This is a genomic window from Cytobacillus kochii, from assembly GCF_044790165.1.
GTDB classification, from domain to species: Bacteria; Bacillota; Bacilli; order Bacillales; family Cytobacillaceae; genus Cytobacillus; species Cytobacillus kochii.
The window spans coordinates 3,700,563-3,726,611 of record NZ_CP085254.1; the positions used below are offsets into that span (position 1 = coordinate 3,700,563).

General features: G+C 36.6%; 26 protein-coding genes and 1 other annotated feature. Of the genes, 12 read left to right on the forward strand and 14 right to left on the reverse strand.

Annotated elements, in window-relative coordinates; translation table 11 throughout:
• Positions 1-118: 118 nt before the first annotated feature.
• Genes LG276_RS18895 through mnhG form a run of 7 tightly spaced genes read left to right on the forward strand, consistent with a single transcriptional unit; the run spans position 119 to position 5,881 of the window.
• Positions 119-2,494, forward strand: a complete 2,376-nt coding sequence (locus tag LG276_RS18895) for a Na+/H+ antiporter subunit A (protein ID WP_251163319.1) — start codon at positions 119-121, stop codon at positions 2,492-2,494.
• Entirely contained in the window at positions 2,466-2,906 is a 441-nt protein-coding gene (locus tag LG276_RS18900; RefSeq protein ID WP_373370962.1) for a Na(+)/H(+) antiporter subunit B, read from the forward strand. The genes LG276_RS18895 and LG276_RS18900 overlap by 29 nt, the downstream gene beginning before the upstream one ends.
• Positions 2,906-3,247 carry a Na(+)/H(+) antiporter subunit C gene (locus LG276_RS18905; protein ID WP_224937984.1) on the forward strand — a complete coding sequence of 114 codons (342 nt, stop codon included), beginning with the start codon at positions 2,906-2,908 and terminating at the stop codon, positions 3,245-3,247. Before LG276_RS18900 ends, LG276_RS18905 begins: the two co-directional genes overlap by 1 nt.
• Positions 3,240-4,730 (forward strand): Na+/H+ antiporter subunit D, encoded by a 1,491-nt coding sequence (locus LG276_RS18910; RefSeq protein ID WP_251163318.1) that lies wholly within the window; start codon positions 3,240-3,242, stop codon positions 4,728-4,730. The genes LG276_RS18905 and LG276_RS18910 overlap by 8 nt, the downstream gene beginning before the upstream one ends.
• Positions 4,731-4,735: 5 nt before the next feature.
• Positions 4,736-5,215: a Na+/H+ antiporter subunit E gene (locus tag LG276_RS18915; protein ID WP_224937986.1), complete on the forward strand. Its 480-nt coding sequence runs from the start codon at positions 4,736-4,738 to the stop codon at positions 5,213-5,215.
• Positions 5,212-5,496 carry a Na(+)/H(+) antiporter subunit F1 gene (locus LG276_RS18920; RefSeq protein WP_224937987.1) on the forward strand — a complete coding sequence of 95 codons (285 nt, stop codon included), beginning with the start codon at positions 5,212-5,214 and terminating at the stop codon, positions 5,494-5,496. Before LG276_RS18915 ends, LG276_RS18920 begins: the two co-directional genes overlap by 4 nt.
• Complete coding sequence (gene mnhG / locus LG276_RS18925; protein WP_224937988.1) at positions 5,480-5,881, forward strand: monovalent cation/H(+) antiporter subunit G; 402 nt, start codon at positions 5,480-5,482, stop codon at positions 5,879-5,881. Before LG276_RS18920 ends, mnhG begins: the two co-directional genes overlap by 17 nt.
• Positions 5,882-6,314: 433 nt before the next feature.
• Here the strand turns inward: mnhG and LG276_RS18930 are convergent, their stop codons facing one another.
• Positions 6,315-6,701 (reverse strand): hotdog fold thioesterase, encoded by a 387-nt coding sequence (locus LG276_RS18930; RefSeq protein ID WP_095372060.1) that lies wholly within the window; start codon positions 6,699-6,701, stop codon positions 6,315-6,317.
• A 125-nt stretch (positions 6,702-6,826) separates the two neighbouring features.
• On the opposite strand from LG276_RS18930, the gene LG276_RS18935 reads away from it, so the two are divergent.
• The gene (locus LG276_RS18935) at positions 6,827-7,225 is read left to right on the forward strand and encodes a hypothetical protein (protein ID WP_224937989.1); all 399 of its coding nucleotides are present in this window, start codon (positions 6,827-6,829) and stop codon (positions 7,223-7,225) included.
• A 155-nt stretch (positions 7,226-7,380) separates the two neighbouring features.
• On the opposite strand, the gene LG276_RS18940 is transcribed toward LG276_RS18935, so the two are convergent.
• The 6 genes from LG276_RS18940 to LG276_RS18965 all read right to left on the reverse strand — a co-directional run bounded on the left by LG276_RS18940 (position 7,381) and on the right by LG276_RS18965 (position 13,840).
• Positions 7,381-7,671, reverse strand: coding sequence for a hypothetical protein (locus LG276_RS18940; RefSeq protein WP_224937990.1), 291 nt, complete (start codon positions 7,669-7,671; stop codon positions 7,381-7,383).
• 92 nt (positions 7,672-7,763) lie between these two features.
• Complete coding sequence (locus LG276_RS18945; protein WP_095372058.1) at positions 7,764-8,348, reverse strand: ATP-dependent Clp protease proteolytic subunit; 585 nt, start codon at positions 8,346-8,348, stop codon at positions 7,764-7,766.
• Between the two features lie 25 nt (positions 8,349-8,373).
• A complete protein-coding gene (locus tag LG276_RS18950) occupies positions 8,374-9,012 on the reverse strand; it encodes a sigma-70 family RNA polymerase sigma factor (RefSeq protein WP_251163316.1) in 639 nt (212 codons plus the stop codon).
• A gap of 81 nt (positions 9,013-9,093) precedes the next feature.
• Entirely contained in the window at positions 9,094-10,524 is a 1,431-nt protein-coding gene (proS, locus tag LG276_RS18955) for a proline--tRNA ligase (protein ID WP_251163315.1), read from the reverse strand.
• A 56-nt stretch (positions 10,525-10,580) separates the two neighbouring features.
• Positions 10,581-10,792 (reverse strand) — a binding site (T-box leader).
• A gap of 482 nt (positions 10,793-11,274) precedes the next feature.
• The gene (gene ald, locus LG276_RS18960) at positions 11,275-12,405 is read right to left on the reverse strand and encodes an alanine dehydrogenase (RefSeq protein WP_251163314.1); all 1,131 of its coding nucleotides are present in this window, start codon (positions 12,403-12,405) and stop codon (positions 11,275-11,277) included.
• Between the two features lie 175 nt (positions 12,406-12,580).
• On the reverse strand, positions 12,581-13,840 hold the full coding sequence (locus tag LG276_RS18965) for a CdaR family transcriptional regulator (protein ID WP_224937995.1): 1,260 nt from the start codon (positions 13,838-13,840) through the stop codon (positions 12,581-12,583).
• 289 nt (positions 13,841-14,129) lie between these two features.
• Between LG276_RS18965 and LG276_RS18970 the strand changes: the two genes are divergently transcribed.
• Positions 14,130-15,515, forward strand: coding sequence for a sodium:alanine symporter family protein (locus LG276_RS18970; protein WP_224938113.1), 1,386 nt, complete (start codon positions 14,130-14,132; stop codon positions 15,513-15,515).
• Between the two features lie 74 nt (positions 15,516-15,589).
• On the opposite strand, the gene LG276_RS18975 is transcribed toward LG276_RS18970, so the two are convergent.
• On the reverse strand, positions 15,590-15,823 hold the full coding sequence (locus LG276_RS18975; RefSeq protein WP_224937996.1) for a hypothetical protein: 234 nt from the start codon (positions 15,821-15,823) through the stop codon (positions 15,590-15,592).
• Positions 15,824-16,002: 179 nt separating this feature from the next.
• On the opposite strand from LG276_RS18975, the gene LG276_RS18980 reads away from it, so the two are divergent.
• The gene (locus LG276_RS18980) at positions 16,003-16,518 is read left to right on the forward strand and encodes a MerR family transcriptional regulator (protein WP_251163313.1); all 516 of its coding nucleotides are present in this window, start codon (positions 16,003-16,005) and stop codon (positions 16,516-16,518) included.
• A 417-nt stretch (positions 16,519-16,935) separates the two neighbouring features.
• On the opposite strand, the gene LG276_RS18985 is transcribed toward LG276_RS18980, so the two are convergent.
• Both LG276_RS18985 and LG276_RS18990 read right to left on the reverse strand, forming a co-directional pair.
• A complete protein-coding gene (locus tag LG276_RS18985; protein ID WP_224937997.1) occupies positions 16,936-18,249 on the reverse strand; it encodes a Na+/H+ antiporter family protein in 1,314 nt (437 codons plus the stop codon).
• Between the two features lie 239 nt (positions 18,250-18,488).
• Positions 18,489-19,991, reverse strand: a complete 1,503-nt coding sequence (locus LG276_RS18990; RefSeq protein ID WP_251163312.1) for a leucyl aminopeptidase — start codon at positions 19,989-19,991, stop codon at positions 18,489-18,491.
• A gap of 206 nt (positions 19,992-20,197) precedes the next feature.
• On the opposite strand from LG276_RS18990, the gene LG276_RS18995 reads away from it, so the two are divergent.
• Together LG276_RS18995 and LG276_RS19000 are read left to right on the forward strand one after the other, a co-directional pair.
• On the forward strand, positions 20,198-20,674 hold the full coding sequence (locus LG276_RS18995) for a divergent PAP2 family protein (RefSeq protein ID WP_224937999.1): 477 nt from the start codon (positions 20,198-20,200) through the stop codon (positions 20,672-20,674).
• Positions 20,675-20,693: 19 nt separating this feature from the next.
• Positions 20,694-21,488: a cobalamin-binding protein gene (locus tag LG276_RS19000; RefSeq protein ID WP_251163311.1), complete on the forward strand. Its 795-nt coding sequence runs from the start codon at positions 20,694-20,696 to the stop codon at positions 21,486-21,488.
• Between the two features lie 32 nt (positions 21,489-21,520).
• Here the strand turns inward: LG276_RS19000 and LG276_RS19005 are convergent, their stop codons facing one another.
• From LG276_RS19005 to LG276_RS19020, 4 genes are all read right to left on the reverse strand, one after another.
• A complete protein-coding gene (locus tag LG276_RS19005; RefSeq protein ID WP_224938001.1) occupies positions 21,521-22,219 on the reverse strand; it encodes a 3D domain-containing protein in 699 nt (232 codons plus the stop codon).
• Between the two features lie 276 nt (positions 22,220-22,495).
• Positions 22,496-23,851: an IS1182 family transposase gene (locus LG276_RS19010; RefSeq protein ID WP_404292499.1), complete on the reverse strand. Its 1,356-nt coding sequence runs from the start codon at positions 23,849-23,851 to the stop codon at positions 22,496-22,498.
• A 749-nt stretch (positions 23,852-24,600) separates the two neighbouring features.
• The gene (locus LG276_RS19015) at positions 24,601-25,506 is read right to left on the reverse strand and encodes a nuclease-related domain-containing protein (protein ID WP_404292501.1); all 906 of its coding nucleotides are present in this window, start codon (positions 25,504-25,506) and stop codon (positions 24,601-24,603) included.
• Between the two features lie 119 nt (positions 25,507-25,625).
• Positions 25,626-25,949 carry a YuiB family protein gene (locus tag LG276_RS19020; RefSeq protein ID WP_224938003.1) on the reverse strand — a complete coding sequence of 108 codons (324 nt, stop codon included), beginning with the start codon at positions 25,947-25,949 and terminating at the stop codon, positions 25,626-25,628.
• Positions 25,950-26,049: the final 100 nt, after the last annotated feature.

Below are 26,049 nucleotides of genomic sequence, written 5' to 3' on the forward strand. Positions count from 1 at the left end.
AACTGATAACTTTTTACGTTATAATTACTACCGTAGCTGTTGAACTTTAGTATGAATAGCATATTTCTCTGCATTATCTTGCAATTCACAGATTTTTTCTTCAAAAGGGGGTAATTTCTTGTCACTGTTACATTTGGCGATTATTGCGCCATTTATTATCGCAGTGTTTGTACCGCTTATATATAAAAATATTAAGTCAGTACACACAGGGTGGTTTATACTACCACTTCCTATTCTGCTGTTCATTTATTTCAGTAGTTTTATTTCTAAAACAACAAATAAACAAGTAACAATGGAATCGTTTTCATGGATCTCTTCTTTAGGAATTGACTTCACAGTTAAAGTGGATGGACTTGGTTTATTATTCGCTTTATTAATTACTGGGATTGGTTCGTTAGTTATTCTGTATTCTATTTACTATCTTTCTAAACAGAAAGAGAAATTAAATACATTCTATGTTTATTTATTGCTGTTCATGGGGGCAATGCTTGGTGTTGTTTTATCAGACAATTTAATTGTCCTTTATGCGTTTTGGGAATTAACTAGCTTTTCATCTTTTCTTTTAATTGGCTATTGGTACAATCGAGAGAAATCACGCTATGGTGCACAAAAATCAATGATTATCACCGTTTTAGGTGGACTAGCTATGTTGGGAGGAATCATCCTTCTCTATAACATGACCGGAACGTTCAGTATTACCGAAATTGTCGCACAAGCTGACACAATTATTGATCACCCACTTTTTGTTGCCGCTCTTTTATGTTTTCTATTAGGTGCATTCACGAAATCGGCACAATTTCCATTCCATATCTGGTTACCAGATGCGATGGAAGCACCAACCCCTGTTAGTGCTTACCTTCACTCAGCTACAATGGTTAAAGCGGGGATCTATCTAGTAGCTAGAATGAGTCCAGTTTTTGCCGAAGACACTTTATGGATGGGGCTCATCATTGCTTTTGGATTGTTCACATTATTCTGGGGATCCTTCTCAGCGGTCAAGCAAACCGATCTAAAATCTATCCTAGCCTTTTCGACCATAAGTCAACTTGGATTAATTATGTCTTTATTAGGTGTAGGAGCAGCTGCGCTACATTACGATCAACCGAAATATTTTACTGTCGCTACAACTGCAGCAATATTCCACTTAATTAACCATGCAACTTTTAAAGGTAGTTTATTTATGGTTGTAGGAATTGTTGACCATGAAACTGGTACAAGGGACATCCGTAAACTTGGTGGCTTGATGAACCTAATGCCTATCACTTTTACGATTGCAATTATAGGTACCTTCTCAATGGCTGGTCTTCCGCCATTTAATGGATTTTTAAGTAAAGAGATGTTCTTTACTGGGATGATTAATGCACTTCATATGGATTTTGATTGGAGTATCATTATCCCAATTATTGCATGGATTGCGAGCGTTTTTACGTTCATATACAGTATGATCCTTGTTTTCAAAACATTCACAGGGAAGTATCAACCTGAAAAATTAGAGAAAAAACCGCATGAAGCGCCAATTGGTATGCTTATATCTCCAATTATTCTGGCTTCATTAGTTATTGTTATTGGCTTTTTCCCTAATATCATAAAACCAATATTAGTACCTGCTATAGAAACGGTTATGCCAATGTATGAGTTTGATGTTCATATTTCTATGTGGCATGGTTTTAATACAGAGTTGGTTATGACAATAGGCGTTATTATCGTTGGGGTTCTGTTGTATCTCGGATTAAATAAGTGGCGCGGAATTTACGGGATTTTCCCTGAGAAGCTTGCACTTAATCGTTTTTATGATGGGCTACTTGATTCAATGTATAAAGGATCTCACAGCTTGAACCGCAATGTAATGACAGGTTCGATTAACCATTATTTAAGTTATATGTTTTTGTTTATGGTTGTTCTTATTATTGGTTCATTGTTTGGGCAAAACGCCTTCGCCTTTAGCACTGATAATCTGGCACCTATTCATTTTTACGAAGTCATACTCACATTGATAGTTGCAATCTCATCAATCGCATTATTATTTGCTAAGTCCCGTATCGTTTCGATTCTTTTAACTGGAACAATAGGATATATGGTCTCCTTGTTGTTTATTGTGTTTCGAGCGCCAGATTTAGCACTAACACAACTAGTAATTGAGACGATTTCTGTATCACTATTTTTACTTTGCTTCTATCATTTACCGAAAAAACTAACAGATGATCCTGTACCAGTTAAAGTCCGTAATGCGGTTATCTCAGTCGGAGTGGGTTTATTCGTAATTTTAGTTGGATTAACAGCGCATAGTACAAAATTATTTGATTCTATCTCACAATATTATATTGAAAACACGTATAGTGAAGCGGCTGGAAAAAACATGGTGAATGTTATCCTAGTTGACTTTAGGGGCTTTGATACGATGTTTGAAATTGCTGTGCTAGGTATTGCTGCACTAGCTATTTTCAGTCTGATTAAGTTAAGGAGAAATGGAGGAAAGAAAATTGAAAACAAGTAACGTTATCTTGCAATCGATGACGAAAGTTTTATTATTTCTCATCATGATTTTCTCCATTTACATCTTTTTTGCCGGACATTATACACCTGGAGGCGGATTTGTTGGTGGCTTATTAACTTCAGGAGCCATCCTACTCTTACTCTTGGCCTATGACCTACAAACAGTAAGAAATATTTTACCAGTCAACTTTTTATATATGGTGGCAGTTGGTTTAGTATTTGCGATTGGAACTGGTGCTGGGTCACTCATTTTCAACAAACCTTTTTTAACACATGCTTTTGGAGATCTTCATGTACCTATATTAGGTGAACTCCACTTGCATACAGCTACATTGTTTGATCTAGGGGTATATCTTGTTGTTGTAGGTGTGACAATGTCCATTATTCAAACGATAGGAGGAGATGATGAATAATGGAAATACTAATGATTATTATTGCCGGCATTCTTTTCATGTCAGCGACCTACTTGATGCTATCACGAAGTGTTGTGCGAATCATATTAGGGACAACTGTATTAAGTCACGGCGTACATCTTCTCTTATTAACTATGGGAGGCTTGAAGAGAGGTGCACCCCCTCTAATAGGTGAAGAAGCCAGTGCATATTCAGACCCTCTTCCTCAAGCACTCATTTTAACTGCAATCGTCATTTCTTTTGGGGTTACCGCTCTATTCCTTGTATTAGGGTATCGCTCTTATAAAGAACTTGGAACAGACAATATGGAGAAATTGAGAGGAAATGATGGCAATGATTAATTTTTTAATACTACCAATTTTAGTTCCATTAATTACCGCCGTCATTCTGATCTTCTTAAATAAGTCAGTTATTGCTCAAAGGTGGGTTTCTGGTCTATCGGCTTTTGTAACAGTCATTCTATCTGCCTTGTTAGTAAATAAGGTGAAAAATGACGGCATACAAACATTAAACTTATCAAACTGGGATGCTCCTTTTGGCATTACCCTCGTCTCTGATATGTTATCTGCTTTACTTGTATTAACAACGAGTATCGTCGCATTTGCTTGTATCATTTATTCGTTTAAGGGAATTGGCGAAGCACGTGAAAAATATCATTTTTATGCTGCATTACAATTTCTAATTGTTGGTGTGAATGGTGCTTTCACAACAGGCGATATCTTTAACCTATTCGTATTTTTCGAAGTGATGTTGATGTCTTCTTATGCGTTGATTTTACTCGGTGGAACGAAAATTCAATTAAGAGAATCCATCAAGTATATACTCGTTAACGTTATTTCATCTGGTCTATTCGTCATTGCGGTTGGTTATCTGTATTCAGTCGTAGGAACATTGAATATGGCGCATATCGCTGCAAGAATTAGTGAAATAAGTGGTATATCTCAACCTGGGGTGATTTCTATTATTGGAATCATATTCCTGATTGTATTTGGATTGAAAGGTGCGATATTCCCACTTTACTTCTGGCTTCCGGGCTCCTATTATGCACCTCCAGCACCTGTAATGGCTATTTTCGGGGCACTTCTCACGAAGGTCGGTGTTTATTCCATCATCAGGACGTACTCTTTATTCTTTTATGAAGACGGCGGGTATGTTCAACAAGTCATCATGATTCTAGCAATATTAACCATAATTGCTGGTATTATCGGAGCCTTGGCTTATTCGGATGTTAAAAAAATTATCATATACAATATTATTGTTGCAGTAGGTGTCATCCTATTCGGTGTCAGTACAATGAATGAAAGTGCCTTAACAGGATCAATATTCTACCTCATTCATGACATGATTATTAAAGCAGCTTTATTCCTACTCGTTGGTTTAATGGCGACCATTACGGGGACGAATAACTTGAAACAAATGGGTGGATTGATTAAAAATTATCCAGGATTTAGCTGGACCTTCTTCCTTGCAGCACTTGCACTATCAGGTATCCCACCGTTAAGTGGGTTCGTAGGAAAAGTGCTTATTGTTCAAGGTGGGTTTTCATCTGAATACTTCATTGGCGCTGCAATTGTATTAGCATCTAGCTTATTCGTACTCATCTCTATTATGAAAATCTTTATTAATGGGGTTTGGGGCGAACCAAAGACATATGCAAATGAAAAGACGGTTCCTTATAAGCAGTTATTAACCGCTCCAGTGATCTTAGTCATTCTTTCTATCTGCTATGGTGTAGGTGCAGATTTTATTTATCCGTATATGTCTCAAGCTGCTGAAAGCTTAATCAACACCAATTTATATATCGATGCAGTTCTAAAGGAGTAGTGAGTATGGCAGTTCAAATTTTATTAAATGTTTGTCTTGGTTTTATGTGGATGTTTCTAACAACAACGTATGATCTAGTAGCATTTATCAAAGGATATTTCTTCGGCCTACTCATCCTGTTTGTATTTAGAAACTTCTTCAGTAGCCGTTTTTATTTATACCGTATATATGCGGTCGTAAAATTACTCTTTATCTTTATAAAAGAGTTAATTCTAGCCAACATTGCTGTTGTCAAAATTGTTTTAACACCTAAGTTACACAACTCTCCCGGGATTTTTGCTTATCCAACACGTTTAGAGAAGGATTGGGAAATCACTACTTTATCTAATTTAATTACTTTAACACCGGGTACGTTAGTTGTAGATATATCTGAAGATAAAAAGATTCTCTTTGTTCATGCAGTAGATATGAATGATGTCCAGGATGAAATAGAAGCGATTCAAACAAGCTTCGAAAAAGCGATTATGGAGGTGAGCCGAAAATGATACAAACTGCCGTTACAATTGCAATCATTTGTTTAGCTCTATCCATGCTTGCATTAGTCTACCGAATCATTATAGGCCCAACATTGCCGGATCGTATCGTTGCTTTAGACGCCGTTGGAGTAAACATTGTTGGTATTGTCGCGTTAATATGTATCAAAGTAGATACAACTGCCTATGTAGAGTTCATTTTGCTATTTGGTATATTAGCGTTTATCGGGACAGTAGCCTTCTCCAAATATCTAGAGAAGGGAGTCATCATTGATCATGATAGAGATCGCTAATATTATCATCGTCATATTTATTATTCTCGGAGCATTTTTTCACTTAATAGCAGCGCTAGGTGTAATCAGATTACCTGATGTATATACGAGAAACCATGCTGCTTCAAAAGCTGCTACACTTGGTGTCCTTTGTATATTATTAGCTGCATTCTTTTACTTTTACTTTCATGAGAGTGAGTTTAATACAAGAGTACTTCTCTGTATCGTCTTTATGTTTTTAACAGCTCCAGTTGCTGGCCATTTACTTGGAAGAGCAGCCTATCATCATGGGGTAAAAATGAAAGGTAGTAAGGTTGATGATTACCAGGAATACCTCGAGATAAAGAAATCTAATGAACAACAAAAATATGAAGAATTTAAAAAGAAATTAGGGAAGAATCTATAAAAAAAACGCTACCATATGCAATCTAAACTGCATGTAGGTGGCGTTTTTTATTTTAATAAACAAATTTTCCAATCTTGACTAATCAAATGAATGAAACGTAACTTGCGGTTTATTAAAAAATTATTTTTGATGGCTTTAAACAATTGATTACGATCAAATGAAAGTGTCCCACAAACCTAACTTGTTCAGTCATCATAGAGTAAAGCTTTAGCTGAGAAACGTCGTTTGTTTCACTATTTGTGGCTGATTGCCAATTGTTAGTTAACAATGGTTCCTAGTAATTTAACATTTAAAGAGAGCATGTATTTCGTTAGATGGTAATGATTGTTATGTGGATACTGGATACCATGTGAAGGTTTAACTTTCACATCATACAATGCCACATATAAAACAAAAAAAGCAGGGTAGAAATTACCTTCCCACCCGCATTTCATTAAGACTTTTTCAATTTTAAAACAGCCATTGTACACCTTGATGCACATATTAATTTTTCTTGTTCATCGACGATCTTTATTTCCCAAACCATCGTTGTTTTTCCTTGATGTAGAACTGTTGCAATTGCTGTCACAACGCCGTCTTTCTTTGACTTAATATGGTTAGCATTGATCTCTAGTCCTGCTACACCTTCTGTTTCTTTATCAACGAGTTCATAAGCACCTAAGCTCGCTACAGTTTCAGCAAGCGCTACAGAAGCCCCTCCATGAAGGATACCAAATGGCTGTCTCGTTCTGCCGTCTACAGGCATAGTGGCAACAACCTTTCCCTTTTCAAGGCTTGTAATTTCAATACCTAACGTTTCTATCATTGTTTTTGGATACATATGTACGCCTCCCCTCAACTACCATTATAACCGAACATATATTTTATGGGAATATTCTGTTTAATCATAGAATAAGCCTTAGGCACATATATTTATGCTAATGCGATATTGAAAGGAGACCTATGATGTATCCTACACGTTTTAATCCCTCTCCTATTTGTCCGTATCCTTATACCTATCCTATTTATTGCCACCCTTATCCACCAATACATATACTACGTTCATTCCCTCCAGTTAATCCAGATCAGTTCATTCAATCAGCAAAAGAAATGGAAGTATTAATGAATAGTGCTAGTAAATTACTTGATAAAATGGCGAAGTCCAGAGAATACTCCTATAATATTATGACTGCTGCCCAAGAATCAAATCAAACAAAAGTTAATCAATTAATTGAATCTGCTGATCTGAACAATCATCCGAAAGTTACTTATACACCAGATGGATTGACCTTAAATTTTCAATCTGCCGGTGATCAAAGTGCGCATTTGTCATTAAAATTAAAATGGACTACGATGCAAATGTAGGGTTAAGACATATTTTTCAAACCTAATATAGAAGAGCAGTCATTTTACGACTGCTTTTTATTTATATAAACTTGGGTTTTCTGTACCATCCTTCAATATATAAATTCAAGCTTACAAAAAAATACCACAGCATCTCTCCGTGGTATCATTTCTATCTAGTTAATCTCATTATTTATATTAATATTTGGTCCATAAAGATTGGGATTGCCAGCATAGGCATTTGGATAGCCACCAAAACCTTGATTGCCATATGGAACAGGGCCGGGGCCGTATCCGTATCCATACGGTGGACAAGGTCCTCCAAAACACGGCCTAGGTCTAAAGAACAGCGGTGCGGCTAAAGCCCCTCCCGCTAATCCTCCAAGAAAACCGCCAACAAATGGCGCCGCCAAAAAGGGAAAAAAGCGTTCGTCCGCAACACCAGGATGTCGATAATAATAATGCACTAGGGATTACCTCCTTTAATTAAAAGCTGGGTACCTTCCCTATTACATATGCATCTATCATCAATTAAGCGTGGGCTTAATGTGAGTTATTATCATTCACTCTTCGTTAAAATAGCATCCGCGATTCCATAATCCACCGCTTCTTGTGCGCTCATAAAATAATCACGCTCTGTATCCAACTTCACCTTGTCTAATGGTTGATTTGTTTTCTCGGCAATCATTTGGTTGGTTACGTCTTTTAGCTTTAATATCCTTCTTGCAGAGATCTCAATATCTGTCGCTTGCCCTCTTGCACCACCTAAGGGCTGATGAATCATTACTTCGCTATGAGGAAGCACAAATCGTTTTCCCTTCGTGCCAGATAGAAGCAGTAGTGCACCAAATGAGGCAGCCATCCCTGTACAGATAGTGCGAATATCACACCTTACATAGTCGAGTGTATCTAAAATAGCAAAGCCCGCTGTTGTTGATCCTCCAGGACTATTAATATAGAGTGAAATATCTTTTTTCTCATCTTCTGCAGCTAAAAATAATATTTGTGCAACAATATTATTCGCCATATGATCATTGATTTCTTCACCAATCATAATAATCCGATCTCTCAATAGTCTTGAATAAATGTCATAGGACCGTTCACCTTTAGCCGTTTGTTCAATTACATAAGGTATCGTGCTCATTAGGAAACCTCCAAAAAGGCAAGCATTAAGCTGCCATCATATTGAAAGCATTGGAAGGGGTGCTTTGCTTGGAAGTACTATAATGACTGATTACTGGCAGTAATTTGATAAGCTCAGTGGGATGTTGATGCTCAAGTGCCCGATGGAAAACTTGAAAGATTTTTCTCTTTACCGGCTCATCCCACTGCTGATTCAATTCTTTCATATCTGTTCCTAAACGTTTTCTTGCTCGATGCAATAAACTCTTAACAGAGGCTTCTTTCATATTTAACATCTCTGCAATTTCACTATTCTTAAATAAAAACGCTTCTTTTAATGAAAAAGCTAGCGCCTGTTGCACAGTTAATTTCTCTAATAATAATTCAATTGTTTCTGTCAAATGATGATTTCTCGTTTCGATATCAACATGATTTTCTGTTAATTGCTCTTTTTTCTTTTTTCTAACCACATCAATCCATTGATGATAAGCAATTTTCTTTAACAAAGCTCGTGTTATTTTAGCTTCGTTATACTTCATTGCCTTCAAGATGGTTTCTTGCGCGATGTCCTCTCCATCCCACTCATTTTGGCAAAGAAAGGTGCAATAGCTTACTAAGTCTCGATAATACTTTTTCGCAATCAAATCTAACGTTGCTGACCGGCTTACCATCTGCTCCTTATGCATTGTTTCCTTCACCCCTTCACACTTTCTATTACTTAAACGGCTTTAAGTGAAAAAAAGATATGGGTCAATAAAATTTTTTTCTTAATAAGCTTTAGCCCAATAGACAAGATGCTTTGCTTCTTCTTTACAGCACACACACACTTTAGCAATCGCCGTTTCATCAAATGGCATACAACGGGAAGTCACACTTGTGTCTTCTTTTATTTTCTCTTCGCATGCTTGATTACCACACCACATCGCTTTGACAAACCCTTGTTTTTCATTAAATATCTGCTTAAACTCTTCATAAGTATATGCTTCATACGTATGATCGTTGCGATGTTCTTTTGCCTTATGATAAAGTGAAGTTTGAATCCCTTCTAAAAGTTGAACAATTGTTTCTTCTAGATTTGCTAATGGAGTGACCATTTTCTCTCCTGTATCTCTTCTTGCAAGTACGACTTGACCCTTTTCAATATCTTTAGGCCCTACTTCTAAGCGAATGGGCACACCCTTCATTTCATATTCATTAAATTTCCAACCTGGCTTTTTATCACTTGCATCAATATCTACGCGCGCTACTTTATTTAGTTTTTCTTTTAAATCATAGGCAAAATCTAATACGCCATCCTTATGTTGCGCAATAGGAACAATCATTACCTGCTTTGGGGCAACCTTTGGCGGAATTACTAACCCTCTGTCATCACCGTGGACCATAATCATCGCACCGATAATTCTGGTTGTGAATCCCCAAGAAGTTTGCTGCACATACTGCTCTTTTCCATCTTGGTCGGTAAATTGAATCCCAAATGCCTTTGCAAAGCCATCTCCTAAATGATGAGATGTCCCTGATTGTAGCGCTTTACCATCATGCATTAAACTTTCAATTGTATAAGTTAATTTTGCGCCAGCAAACTTTTCTTTTTCCGTTTTCTTGCCTTTAACAACAGGGATAGCTAAAAGATTTTCACAAATATCTGCATAGACTTCAAGCATCTTTACTGTTTCTTCTAACGCTTCTTCATCCGTCGCATGACAAGTATGGCCCTCTTGCCATAAAAACTCCAACGTTCGTAAAAATGGTCTTGTTGTTTTCTCCCATCGAACAACATTTGACCATTGATTATACAGCTTTGGTAAATCACGATAAGAGTGAATAATATTTTTATAATGTTCTCCGAATAGTACTTCTGATGTCGGGCGCACACAAAGTCTCTCAGCAAGCTCATCTTCCCCACCATGAGTTACCCAAGCGACTTCTGGGGCAAATCCTTCAATATGATCTTTCTCTTTCTGAAGAAGGCTCTCAGGAATAAATAGAGGCATATAAACATTTTCATGCCCAGTTTCTTTTATCTTTTGATCAAGTGCTGATTTAATGTTCTCCCAAAGGGCGTAACCATATGGACGAATAATCATTGAACCTCTCACACTTGAATAATCGACTAAATCAGCTTTCTTTACGACATCTGTATACCATTGTGGAAAATCTTCATTCATTGATGTTATTTCTTTCACAAACTGTTTACCCATATTGACACCTCATTTTTAATTTTTATTCTCAAAGACACAAAAAAGCCCTGCTTTCAAATAGGGACCCAATGACTGGTGGTACCACCCTATTTCAAAGCAAAGCTTTGCACTCTTATTGATAACGGTTCAACAAGTAAACCGCATATTCTAAAGAATATGTACTCAGAGGGCAGGTTCAGCTTTTCATTAATAGATATCTCACAGCACAAACGGATACCTTCTCTGAAAATAATGATGAAAACTTACTATTCCTCATCAACGATTAACTATTTTTTTGAAGATTATATAGAGTTTCATGAAAAATGTCAACTTTTGATTGAAGACTCTTGGTCTAATGGCTTTTTACTTCACTTTTAAGCCCCCTAAAAGTGAACTTTTTTCTATTACTAGACTAATTAGTACACAAGAAGATGTCAAAAATAAGATGATCAATAACAAAATGTGAAAAGATAAACCATTCCGTACAAAGAAAACAATCCATTTTTCTGTTTTATTTATTTGAATGAAATCAAATATCCCCTATATGTTTAACTAGAGAAATACAGCCCTATTCAATCCTTTGAATGGTGAAGGGGCTCCTGAAGAGACGTTATCCATCATAGCTAAAGCATAATAAATGAAAGCTATAAGAAAATCGCGTTCAACATGATTTAGTATTAACTGAACCACTCTCACAAATTCATACATCGTCTAATATTTCATTCAAAGAATAAAAAAACCTACCCCAATAAGAGGTAGGAAAAAGTATCATTAGTTTGTTATTTCTTCATTTGCAAATGCTGCCTCAACTTGAACATAATCATATCCTAAGTCCCTTGCGACTGCTTCATACGTTACATGCCCATTTACTACGTTTACCCCTAATTTCAATGCTGGGTTTTGCTCAACAGCTAGATGTGCACCTTTAGTCGCTATTTGTAATGCATAAGGAATCGTTACATTCGTTAAAGCGATTGTTGATGTTCTTGGCACGGCACCTGGCATGTTTGCCACAGCATAATGCACAACACCATGTTTAATATATGTTGGATCATCATGTGTAGTTACATGATCAACCGTTTCAAGAATACCACCTTGGTCAACCGCAACGTCGATAACGACTGCACCAGGTTTCATCGTTTGAATCATTTCTTCTGTTACTAATTTTGGCGCTTTTGCTCCTGGAATGAGTACAGCACCAATTACAAGGTCAGCTTCTTTTACAGATTCAGCAATATTTAATGGATTAGACATTAATGTTTGAATGCTATTACCGAAAATATCATCAAGTTGACGAAGTCTTTCAGGGCTTAAATCAATGATTGTTACATCTGCACCAAGACCGATGGCCATTTTCGCAGCATTAATACCCACAACGCCCCCACCAATAATCGTCACTTTTCCTCTTGATACACCTGGTACACCCGCAAGTAATATTCCTTGGCCGCCGTTTGTTTTTTGTAAGAATTGCGCTCCAACTTGTGTTGCCATTCTACCAGCAACTTCACTCATTGGTGTTAGTAATGGAAGTGTACGGTTCACCTCAACTGTTTCATATGCAATAGCCGTTACTCCGCTTTTCACTAGCGCATCTGCCAATTCTGGTTCTGCTGCTAAATGCAAATAAGTAAACAATACTAGGCCTTTACGGAAATAGTCATATTCAGTTGGTAGCGGTTCTTTTACCTTCATTACCATCTCCGCTGCCCATGCTTCTTTTGCCGTGCCTACGATTTTCGCGCCTGTTAACTCGTAATCTTGATCTTGAAATCCACTTCCGAGTCCTGCAGTCGTTTCAATAAGTACTTCATGTCCAGCTTTTACTAATGCATCTACCCCCGCTGGTGTCATTGCTACACGGTTCTCGTTGTTTTTAATTTCTTTAGGTACGCCGATAATCATATCCTTTTGGCCCCTTCCATTTATTATATTAATTTTTAAGTATGAATAAATTGCATAGAATAAATTGTCAAATAATAAATGACAATTTTATGTTTCCCTATTGTCAGTATAATAATAGAATGTTGAAATGACTTTGTTTATATTTGAAAAATGAAAAAGCATCATTTGTGTAATTTCACAAACGATGCTTTTTTTCTATGTATTTGCGGATTTGCAGTTCTAAATACAAGGAAAATTTCTCATGTGTACTTTTAAAGTTCACATGAGTGAGTTCAGTAATTCTCTTCAAACGATAATTTAATGTATTAACGTGAACATGTAGTATCTTAGCAGCGTCATTTACATTGCTATCATTTAAAATAAAGGCTTCTAGCGTCATTAATAGCTCCGTTCGATGAGCATGGTCATAATCTATTAAACGTTGGATGACGGGATGTTCATATGCATCACGGCTTCTTATATCAAGAATGGCATCCAAATATTTAAAGACACCCAATTGGTGATAAGTATAGATTTCTTGCATTTCTTTCGGATATTGTGATTTTAAACGAAGTACTTCTAAGCATTCTGAATAGCGATCTTCAACATGGTCATAGGTCAATTTCAAACTGCTGCTACCACTAATGATATGATCAATTTCAAATCTTACATACATTTGATTGATAACAAACTGGACAAACTCAGATAAATCTGTTTCATTTGCCTGTGTAGATGGCGGAGATGCTAGTAAGATAAAATCATTACCCATCGTTGCATAAAAAGTCATATGGATTTTTTGGCTCGTTGAAATGAGATAAATCATGCTTTGTTCTGTTTGCATGTCTATATCGTCTATAAAGCGAAAAATAATGACAGCAGAGTGCAGAGATGGTTTGATATGAAAATCATCTAACTTGTCTATTACTTCTGCATGCTTGGGATATCTGCCAGTTAACAACTGCCAGAAAAAATCCTGATAGCTTTCTTCTCTTTTCTTTTTTTGACGATAAAGCTTCAACAATTCAATTCTTGCCGATTGAGCAGCCAGTTTTAATAAATACATATCTTCTGCTGTAAGAGACTTATCTCGTTCGACCACCCAAATATAGCCAAGCACCTCTTCTTGATGCCTAATGGAGATTGCTACCCTATTGCCCAGACCAATTTCTTTAATTTCTGGAATCTTTAATGGTTCAGCACTCCTTAATAATTGAGGTATAGCATCTGCTTTCCATAAACTATTTATTACCTTTTCGGGAACTTTTCTGCTAATAATCGTTGCAATCCTAGCCTGATCGGTTTGATCATCATGCGTACTATAAGCTAATAACCGATGATTAGCATCTTCAATAGTAACTGGACATTCAAGAACATCTCTAATTTTATCTACAAATGTTTCTAAGTTATCAAATGATCGTTTAAATGGATCTTTCCCGTACTGTTTTTCTCTCTCCATTTCAAACCTCCAACTGCCTCTTTTTTTTATTATATCTAAACCTTTACATGCTGTCGAAAAGCTCTTTTTAAACTTATTGATTATTATAAATAATTAAACTTTTTTAAAATTGATTGAAGTTATCTTTGTATAATTTTACAATAATAAGTATTCTTATAATTTTCCGTGCACTTCAAGAATTTTACCAAGCTGAAAATGGTTTTGGTTTATTCATTTAAGAAAGCGATTACATTTTAAAAAATATAGTATGATATTCAACTAAAGAGAGGAAGATTCATCTGTGGACATTATGAACATACTTGAAAAAGTTAATTCCTTTTTGTGGGGAACCCCCAGTTTAATCTTATTATTTGGGACGGGCCTACTTCTAACAATCATGCTTAAAGGCCGTACATTTACGAAACTTTATTATGCTTTCAAATTAGCATTTACAAAGGAAGGAAACGCGAAGGATACAAATGATGAAGGCGATGTAAGTAATTTCAAAGCGTTAATGACTGCATTGGCAGCAACAATAGGTAACGGAAACATCGCTGGAGTCGCCACAGCTATCACTTTAGGTGGACCAGGCGCCATTTTTTGGATGTGGATTGTTGGGCTTTTCGGGATGGCTACTAAATACGCGGAAGCCTTACTAGCAATGAAATATCGTGTAAAGAATAGCAATGGTGAATATTCAAGTGGACCCATGTACTATATTGAGAGAGGATTAGGAGCTAAGTTTAAATGGTTAGCCATTGCCTTTGCCATTTTTGGTGCTTTTGCCGCTTTAGGTATAGGGAATAGCGTGCAATCTAATACGATTGCTCAAGTAGCTAGTGAATCCTTTGGTATCAACAGTGTGATTACTGGCATCGTTTTAGCTGTTTTTGCTTCACTTATTATTTTTGGAGGTATTCAAAGAATTAGTACCGTCGCTGGATTCTTTGTTCCCATTATGGCTTTTCTTTATATTGGTGGCGCTTTAATCATCATTGCGGTCAATTATGAAATGATTATTCCGTCATTTCAATTAATTTTTCATTATGCTTTTAATCCGATCGCAGCAACCGGTGGTTTTGTAGGAGTTGTTGTATCAGAGGCAATTAAAAATGGTGTCTCAAAAGGAATCTTCTCTAATGAAGCTGGTTTAGGTACTGCTGCTTTAATCGCCGGTAATGCCAAAACAGACCATCCTGTGAAGCAAGCACTTGTCGCTATGACAGGCACTTTCATTGTTACCATCATCGTTTGTACAATGACTGGACTTGTATTAATCATTACTGGCTTTTGGGATTATACAGGTGGATTACTTTCTGGCGTAACCCATGACCCTAATCTCGATGGTGGTGCATTAACGAGTGCAGCATTTGCATCAGTATTAGGAACAGCAGGAGAATATATCGTCGCTTTTTCTGTTATCTTTTTCGGATTTACAACAATTGTAGGCTGGTATGTATACGGTGAGAAATGCTTTGAATATATAGCTGGTACAAAAGGAATTGCAGGCTACCGCGCGATTTATATTATTGCTTGTGCAGCTGGTGCAATGGTTAACTTAGCTACCGTTTGGGCATTTGCTGATATGGCTAACGCATTAATGATGATTCCGAACTTAGTTGGTCTACTCCTGTTGAGGAAAGTTGTTGTACAAGAAACAGACGAATTCTTCACACAACATTATAAAACAAAATAACTGCCTTCATTACGCAAGTAATAAGAGCCTCACAAATTGAATAATTTGGGGGCTTTTTTTATTTACCTGTTCATTTAATAAAAAGCATTCTTCTTCTTTATGTTTTTAAAGATCTTATAATGAAATAAGAATTCCTTACAATATAATTCTTCGTCGTGGTCAAAATCATAAATATTTAGGAACTCGGATAGTATATTTCGATCTGCCTCTAGCCATTGATAAGCAATCCATAATTTATACTTTAATTGTTCATATAAGTGGTAATGCCCTGACTCATGGAAGATGTCTTCTAATTCGTATTCTGTCATTTCACCTATCCTCCCATCTGTTTTCTTCATTCTCCCCACTAAAAACGATTATTACTCAAAAGGTTGTAAAATATTCACTATCTTTGACGAAGCAACACTTGTTTTGTCAAACGTAAAGGAAAATATATTTCTTTAAGAGAATGCTTCTTAATAAAGTAATGATAAGGAGGAGATTACTTTTGAATACAGGCGCTGTAGCGAAACTACTCGGTGTATCCCAAAGTACTATTCAGCGATGGATAAAACAGCTAAATTTAAATATGACAAAAAATGAGCATGGACATTATGCTTACTCAGAAGAAGATATTCAATTATTAAAAAGAGTTCATGATCAATTAAATTCAGGTGTCCTTCTTCAAGACATTAAAGTAACTAGCAAAAAAATTCGGCACGCCACTATATCTAGTCCACAGATATCTAATGATGAACTTAGCGCAAGAATAGATATGTTAGAACAACGCTTAAATGCAAAAGCAGATGATGTTACTTCTTATCAGTTGCTACATCACCGGCAGGAGTTAGAAGAATTACACGCAGAAATTGAACGTTTACATGAACGTATACACATACTTGAAAAGCAGAATTTCATGCAAGTGTCTCCTATTCCCTCTGACAGCCCTACTGCTAGTACCTTTCCCAAAAAAAGAATAAAAAAGCGTAATATCCTTACAATGCTTTTCGGCATTAAATTTTAATCAAAAATGGTTCCTCCTCAGATTTGGTTGGAACCATCTTGTTATCCTTTTTGCGGTAATGCTTAAAATGAATATCTGGTCCTAAAGATCGCGTTGGAAAATGAAAAGAAGATTGACTGAGGGAACTGATATCCTGTCAATATTCTTTAATAGTTTCTATTCATATCTTATCTGTCAAATCCTAGCTTCCTTTAGGTGTTTATAGTGACATATGCAATGTACGACTACATTTAGCTTTATGGCTTAGACTTTATTACTTTTTCACTTTTTACTCGATTCTGTTCTTTGACGGTCAGATTTACATGCTAAGTCATTCATGATTCATAAAACTCGACCTATATCCATTGCCTCAGGTCGAGTTCACAAAAATAAACCCAATCAAATATGATCGGGTTTAAATAATACTCGTTTATTTTTTTATAATACCATTGCAGCAATCCATCCAAATATAATGACAGGTATATTATAATGAATAAATGTTGGTACACATGTATCCCAAATATGATTATGATTACCATCCACATTCAATCCAGATGTCGGTCCAAGTGTACTATCTGAAGCAGGTGATCCAGCATCACCTAATGCAGCAGATGCACCAATTAATGCAATCGTTGCCATAGGACTAAACCCTAGCTCTATACATAAAGGCACAAAAATGGTTGTGATGATTGGGATAGTTGAAAAGGATGAACCAACACCAATTGTGACTAATAATCCTACTAAAAGCATTAATAACGCACCAAAGGCTTGATTATTCCCTATCATCTCAGCTACATTCGACACAAGGACTTCAACATCCCCTGTTTCTTTCAGCACATCACCGAAACCAAATGCCGCGAGCATGACAAACCCGATAAATGCCATCATTTTCATTCCATCTGTTAATAAGCTATCTGCTTCAGCGCCCTTTATGGTCCCACTTAAATAGACAGTTATAATACCGGCCACTGCTCCCATAATCATTGAATCTAGTTGTATTTGTACAACTAACGCAATAATGATTGATAATACAGCAAATAAGACACCGCGCATACTATAAGATACCGTTTCAGTTTCTATGATTTCTGATGATTGATAGTCTCTCGGTTTTCGATAAGATATAAATACGGCTATTATTAAGCCTACAACCATACCTAAAGCTGGAAGTAGCATAGCTAGTGGTATTTGTTGCATATCAACATTCAAACCGCTACTTGTCATATTATCTGCTAAGATTTGGTGAAATATTTGGCCAAACCCTGCAGGGATAAGCATATAAGGAGTAACTAAACCAAATGTAAGAACGGAAGCAATCAATCTTCTGTCTATCTTCAATTCATTCATCACTTTTAATAATGGTGGGACTAAGATAGGGATGAATGCAATATGAATAGGAATTAGATTTTGTGAGAAACACGCCATAATTAACAATGATAAAATGACTAATGTTTTAGATAACCCTTTCTTTCTTGTCTCTCCCTCTTTCCCTACCTTTTGAATAATTTTATCAACAAGGAGATTAGGTAGACCTGTACGAGAAATAGCAATAGCAAAGCCTCCTAATAAAGCATAACTAAGCGCTACTTCTGCACTGCCACCTAAACCATTTGTAAAGACTTCAATTGTGTTTGTTATACCAAGTCCACCCGTTAACCCTCCCACCAATGCACCTATAATAAGGGATAACACGACATTTACACGTAATAGACTTAGTATTAACATGACTAATACAGCAAGTAAAACAGCATTCATGATTAAAACCTTTCTTTCTATTTATTATTTGATTTATTTTAGTAAAGTGTTAGAGTAATAAATTAACATACTGATTCAAGTTCGTCAAATAATGGATTCTTAAGAAAAGTTCCATAATTCTCACTCTTATTCATCAAGCTATCGGAGGTTTCACCTATGCAAATATAAATGCTAAGGAGGAGTAAAAAAGCATCTTAAGGAGTTTCTCATCCTTTAAGATGCTTTTAATGAATGGTTGATTACTTTACTTCAAATCTTTCTACTAGTAGAGCTAATGTACGCGTCATTACCCCTGTGGCTCCAGCAGGACCTAATTCATAAGGTTTATTTGTTGTAGATGTACCAGCTATATCCAAATGCACCCATGGTGTATCTTCAGCAAATTCTCCAATAAAGCCGCCCGCCATAATCGCATGGCCTTCTCTTCCTGGTGAATTGTTTAAATCTGCCACTGGGCTATTGCGAATTCTTTGTTTATCTTTTTCAAATAATGGGAGTCTCCACATCGCTTCGCCTGCTTCGAATGAGGCTTCTAATACTTGTTCAAAGAAGGTTTCATGATTAGTAATCGCACCTGTTGTTTCTTCTCCTAAGGCAACAATAACACCTCCCGTTAAAGTAGCAACATCGACTAAATAATTGGCACCATGATGTTTTGCGTACGTAATGGCATCAGCTAAAACGAGACGCCCTTCTGCATCTGTATTTAAGATCTCTATTGTTTTTCCACTTAACGAAGTAATAACATCATCTGGTTTAAAGGCAGATCCACTTATCATATTATCTGTTGATGGAATAACGGCTAATACATTCTGTTCTGGTCTTAACTCCCCGATGATTTCCATCGCACCCAGAACGGCTGCAGCTCCGCCCATATCTGTTTTCATTCCAACAATCCCTGTTTTCGGTTTTATCGAGTAACCACCAGTATCGAAGGTAATTCCCTTTCCAACTAGACTAATGACATCTTCCCACTGATCTTTCCCTTGATATTTTAGAACAATCATTTTCGGTGGCTCTGTCGAACCTTGATTGACAGCTAACAGCGCACCCATCCCAAGCTCTAACATTTCTTTCTTATCTAATATTTCTATTTCCAAATCATATTTATTAGCTAACTCAATCGCATACTCTGCCATTGTTGTTGCTGTTAACATATTCCCAGGCATATTCACTAAAGTTCTTGCAGAGTTTGTTCCCTTACCATAGGCATAACCAACTGTTAAAGCAGATAAAACATCTTCTCTATTTTCAGTCGTATAGGCTGTGATTTTATCAATTGTCTTTTCAGGTTCATTTGACTTTTGTTTATATCCCTCAAAACGATAGGTAGCAAGGGTATATGCTTCACTAACTGCATGACCAACATCGAGGGCATCAAGCTGATCGGCAACAGTAAATGTGTCTAAAAAAACGGCTACTTCCGAAAGTTTACTTTTTTGAATTTCTTTAAAGGCTAAGCCTATCGCTTCTTTTAATTCATTGAATTGTAATGTCTTTTTCTTACCTAGACCCACAAATAATAATCTCTTTGCACCAATTTTATTGAAGGTATGTACTTTACTTACTGATTTTAACTTCCCTGATATATCACCTTGCTTAAGAAACTCATTCATTTGTCCTTCAAATTTTTCGTCCAAAGAAGATAATTCACCTTTTATTATATTCGGTTCATCGAACAAACCGATAATTAAAACTTCATGAGCGGAGTCATAAAGATTTTCTTTTTTAACTGTAAACATTTTAACACCTCCATAAGATATATAATCATTATATCTAATCTTTCGCATTATTTCGACTAGCTAACTTTATCGTCTAAGTAGATCTGATTTTCAAATCAAAATGTTTTGTGCTAATCTGTTACTAATAGAAAATCCTTCCTTATAGTAATAATTAATTAAAATTAAACACGAACAAAGAATACAAACATCGATAAGGTGGTTAAATAATGGAATTATTTTTGAACTTTCCTCTTTGGTCAGCATTAGCTGCCATTTTCTTTGCACAATTTGTAAAAGTCCCTATTACCTTTTTTGCTACAAGAAAGCTAGATTGGTCACTGTTAACAAGTACTGGAGGGATGCCAAGCTCTCACTCTGCTGCCGTTACAGCTTTATCAACAGGGGTGGCCATCGAGGCAGGATTAGATTCAGTTCCCTTCGCGATATCAGCCATGTTTGCTATCATTACTATGTTTGATGCAACCGGAGTCCGAAGGCAAGCGGGTGAACAAGCCATTGTGCTTAATCAGCTTGTCAATGACTTTAACCGTTTTGTCGATGAAGCGAAATCATGGCCCAAAAAGCCAGACCAAGTAAAACGTAAAGAACTGAAAGAATTATTAGGCCATAAACCAGTAGAAGTGTTTTTTGGAGGATTAACAGGTATTTTATTAACATTATTCTTATATGCATTGATATTTTAAGATATTGGAGGTTCCAATCATGCGAGTCGCCTCTCTTTGCCCTAGTAATACAGAAATTCTCGCCTACTTAGGATTAACCGATCAACTTGTCGCTGTTGATGATTACTCTGATTGGCCAGCAGCAGTAAATACTCTACCAAAACTGGGTCCAGACCTCTCTATAGATATGAACGCTGTAGAAAAGGCTAAACCAGACCTTGTGCTGGCATCCTTAAGTGTACCGGGAATGGAAAAAAATATTCTTGCATTGGATGAACGAGGCATTCCCTACATAACATTAAATCCACAAAGCTTAACAGATATAGAAAATGACTTAATCACTGTAGCCACAGCCCTAGGCGAAAAAGAAGTCGGCATGCAAGCCGCAGCAAGCTTTCATGAAGAAGTGATAAACTTAAAGAAGTTAGCTAAACAGGTGAAGACTCCTCTCTCTATTTATTGGGAATGGTGGCCAAAGCCCGTTTTTACACCTGGAGGTACAAACTGGCTAACTGAAATTAGTGAACTTGTGGGCGGCAAAAACCTTTTCGCATCTAAAGAACAAGCAAATATCCAGACAGACTGGGACACCATCCGTGCGCAAAATCCTGATGTCATTTGTTTAGCCTGGGTAGGTGTAAGACAGGAAAAAGTGAATCCAGTCATTTTACAGAAACGTCCAGGTTGGTCAAATATGGATGCAATGAAAAACAATAACGTTTATGTCCTAGAGGAAGAATTGTTTTGCCGTCCTTCACCAAGATTAATCGAAGGGGCAATCAAATTGGGGCAGTTATTACATCCGTCAATATATTCTTCTCCACTAAAAAAGTAATGGGTACTCATCCCCCATTACTTTTTTAGTTTTTATTCTTTTGTATACTGCTGTCTAAATACTTGTAGTGATTCCGTTTCATTTAACTCTTGTAAATCTTCTTCAGTTAACGTACCATCACCGATTGATATTACATAAACATCCAAAGTTTTCTTCCCCCAAGAATTATATACATCATCTACTGTTTCATAATATAAGTCCAATTTATTTCCTTTAATGGCGCCACCTTTGTCAGCAACTACGCCAAACCCATAATCAGGAATCCACAGTATCGTACCAATGGGGAAAACAGTTAAATCTGCAGCAATCGTAGAATATAAATCCCTTTTCACCTTTACACCAGAATATGTAATACCAAATTCAGGATGACCTGGATTTTTACCTGTCGACTCATAATAGGCCGTGTATCCGGTTGCGATTACTTCCTTAGTGTCGTATTGTGACCAATCCCAATCATTCAAAGAAGGTGGTTCCTCAGCAACTGTGCTTGCTGATAATTTCAAATGATCTGCTTCCAAAGTCTTATTTAAATCTTTAAAGGCCAGTCCAATCGATTTTAAAGCATGTTTGAAAGATAGGGTAGATCCCTCTCCTTCATTAGCTTGTTCACTCATATAATCAATCACTTGCTTTGCTTCTACACCTGAAATCGTTTGGAATGTGGATAATAACGCGAAAGAAAACGCTACAGCTATCACCATTCTTTTCGCCCATTTTTTTATATCATACATCAGTTAATCACTCCTCCCAACAATAGTCATTTCCCTTAATTCAAGGTAATATTCATTTTTTTTAGAAAGAAGCTAAACATACGGTCCTATAATCAAATAAAACCCTTATGTAAATTCAATTTTCTTCATCACTTTGATAGCAATCTAATAACCGCTTGGACTTTCGTATCAAAAAAACCAAGAGATTCACTCTCTTGGTCCAGACCGTAGACAAACCCGACATTCGCATTAAGCGAAGGTCGGGTTTTCTATTATTATCAAAGATTTCTCTTCTTTTTAGACTGGACATGGTCCTCGCCATGTCCAGTTTGCCAATTTCTTAAGATTCATGGCAGCGAACGTAAGCATCGCTTGCATTGAAACTTTTTTAAGACCTCTTAAGGTCGTCCAACGCATGCCATGCTTTTCTTTTGCGTCCGCAAAGACTCGTTCGATCGTTTCTTTACGTTTCGCATATAAAGTTTTATTCAGTTCAGTATGTCTCAAATGATCTACTTCCTCTATATAATCCTGCCAAACATGTCTATGAATCATTTTGGTGTGATTCTTACTTTGCGTACAACGTTCTAACAGAGGACAGCCTTTACATTCCAAAGGGTCTGAAGCGTATTGCTTGTACCCGTCTCTTGTCGTCGTACGGTAAGGTAGAATTTGTCCTTCGGGACATAGATAGGCGTCAAAATATTCATCGTAAACGTATTCGTATTTTCTAAGATATCCGTCTTTCGTTCTCGGACGTGTATAAGGCATAACAGGTCTGATGTCTTGGTCCATTAAGAATTTAGCGATGTGTGGTGTTTTATATCCTGCATCAACAGCGATTGAATGGGGCTTACCGACTTTATCTGTGACTTGAGTGACGAGCTTGTCCAACATCCGACTATCGTGAACATTCCCTCCGGTGACCAGTGACCCTAAGATAAACCCACGGGAGTCGCTCGCCGTATGAAACGAATACGCAAATAGTTTTTCGCGTTCATCTTTTACGTAATAACCACTTTCAGGATCTGTCGTGCTAACTTTTATTTCTTTTGACTCTTCTTTATTCTGCGGGGGGAAGGGCTTTTTTCCGTGTTTCTCACGATCGATATTGATCTCTTCATCTAACTGATTCTGATATGATCTCGTTTCGACTCGGGCTATTTTTTTTTCAAATTTCTTCTTATTAGCGTTCGCTTTTACATGAGTAGAATCAATAAAAGCAACGGATGGATCGACCAAGCCCTTGGTCATCGCTTCTTTTAGAATGCGATAGAAAATTTGTTCAAATAGATCTGTATCGTGAAAGCGTCGCGCGTAGTTTTTACCGAAAGTTGAAAAATGAGGAATCTTCTCGGTGAACCCATAACCAATAAACCATCGATAAGCCACGTTGGTTTCAATTTCTTTAATGGTTTGACGCATTGAGCGTATGCCGAAAAGGTATTGTATAAAGACCATTTTAATAAGAACAACGGGATCAACACTCGGTCGACCATTGTCTAAACAATACTTATCTTTTACCAGGTCATAAATGAATTCAAAGTCAATCGATTGTTCAACCTTCCTGACCAGATGATCATCTGGAACAAGTTGATCCAACGCAACCATTTCAATTTGATTTCTTCCATCTTCAACGTGTTTTGATAACATATTATATATCCCCCACAAAAAATCGATTCCATTCTATTATACAAAAAAAGCTTGTAGACAGGGTCTAATTCTTAGACTTTGTCTACAAGCTGAACCAAGAGATTCACTCTCTTGGTCCAATAGCTTTCTGCTCGAATCCTACAACTTTTTTCTTCGGTCATGGATTTTTGACGTGTTTAACGAATGAATCTTACCGTCTTTTTCTTCAGTCACGGGTTTTTGACGTATTTATGCATGAATCCTACCTTCTTTTTCTTCAGTCACGGATTTTTGACGCATTTATGCATGAATCCTACCTTCTTTTTCTTCAGTCACGGATTTTTGACGCGTTTACGCATGGATCCTACCATCTTTTTCTTCAGTCACGGATTTTTGACGCGTTTACGCATGTATCCTACCACATTTCTCTTCGATCACGGGTTTTTGACGCATTTATGCATGAAACCTACCATCTTTTTCTTTGGTCATGGATTTTTGACGCGTTTACGCATGAATCCTACCATCTTTTTCTTTGGTCATGGATTTTTGACGCGTTTACGCATGAATCCTACCACATTTCTCTTCGGTCACGGATTTTTGGTGCGTTTACGCCTATACACTTCCACATTTCTCTTCTATCACGGATTTCTGACTCGTTTAGCATGAATCTTACCACATTTTTCTTCAATCACGGATTTCTGACTCGTTTACGCCTGAACACTACCAAATTTCTTATCAATCACGCATTTTGAAGCAATCCTTCCATTGTTCTATTTTCTTTCATAATAAGTACCTCGGCCACTTCCTTTTATGGAATAATTGTTTAGGAGGACTCTTCTAATAGTTGATTTGCTTATGGTTCCATTACACCAATTAAAGATGACATGATTCGTTACTTTCAAAGCAGGAAAAAGAATGGAAAAATCATGAATCAGATCTAACAATGCACTTTCTAAGGAACACTGACTTTTACACTTAGGGCAGATGACCCGATTAGCTCTCCTTTCCATCTTATCCCTACATCTTTTACAAAATAGCCCTTTGGCTAATTCCTGATATGTATACTCTGGAATGACGAACAATGGAGACTCGGTTTGATGGGTTAATAAAGTTTGAATAATCTTTGTGTGATGGGTTGTGGGGGTGTGACGCATTTGGCTTAAATTTCTTATTAGATTTGGGATTTGTTGGGGAAGAATGAGTTTCTTTCTTGGCTTAGAATCATACAGCATGAATTCAGGGTTTACAAAAACCAACAAATAATCAAAGGTCAGTTGTAAATGATGTTGGTCTACAAATTGTCGAATCAGTGTTTGATTCCGTTCTATTTGAATCAATGGATTTTTTATTTCTTTATTTGAATGATACCAATGCCCATCTTTTATCGTAAAGTTACCGCTAAAATTTTTAATCTCAAAAAAAGTAATATGATGCTGGTGAACCATGAGTGCATCTACCTGAAAAATCGTATGATTACTTTTTAGCGTGAGGTCAAATAGAATAGGGATTTCAGAAGGAAAGCCGTTTAAATATTCTCGCCACCTTTTTTCTCCTTCGTAACCTTTAAGCAATAAGTGAAAGTATTGTTTTTCATCGAGTGAAAATTCCTTTCGCACACTCAGTGCACGTAATAATTGGAGCTGATGTGAGGGATTCAGGGGTTTAATAATGGCCATGATGTACCGCCTTTCTTTTTATCCATTATAAAAGATTCCACCACAATAAACGACATTATTTTAAAATACAAAAAAACTCTACTTTAATATATAGTAGAGTTTCTTTCCCTATGTATAGATTAAAACATACGATATCCTCTTTTGCGGAGCATGTTAATGACTATGCCAGCAACAATGGCACCAACAAAGCCACTGCTCAAGATGAGAATATCAGCTAATTGGAGGCTCGTGATTTCCGTCCAAAGACTAGAAAAGGCAGCACGGGTGTCATTAAAGTATTCAATGAGTCGAACCTTATCAATAATCCTAATAACGACAATTGGATAAACAATTGCCATGATCCATGACATTCTTAAAAGCATATTTAATATAAAACCAATTCCGAAAAACAAAACAAAAAAGAGTAACATAGAAATCGGCAATACGAAAATGGTCATTTGCATTCAGCTTGTCCTCCCTTGCACATCAATACTAAGTTTACTGAAACTTCTCTCTATGCGTCAACATGTTCTTACAATAGAAATGACAAAAAATAAAGATTTT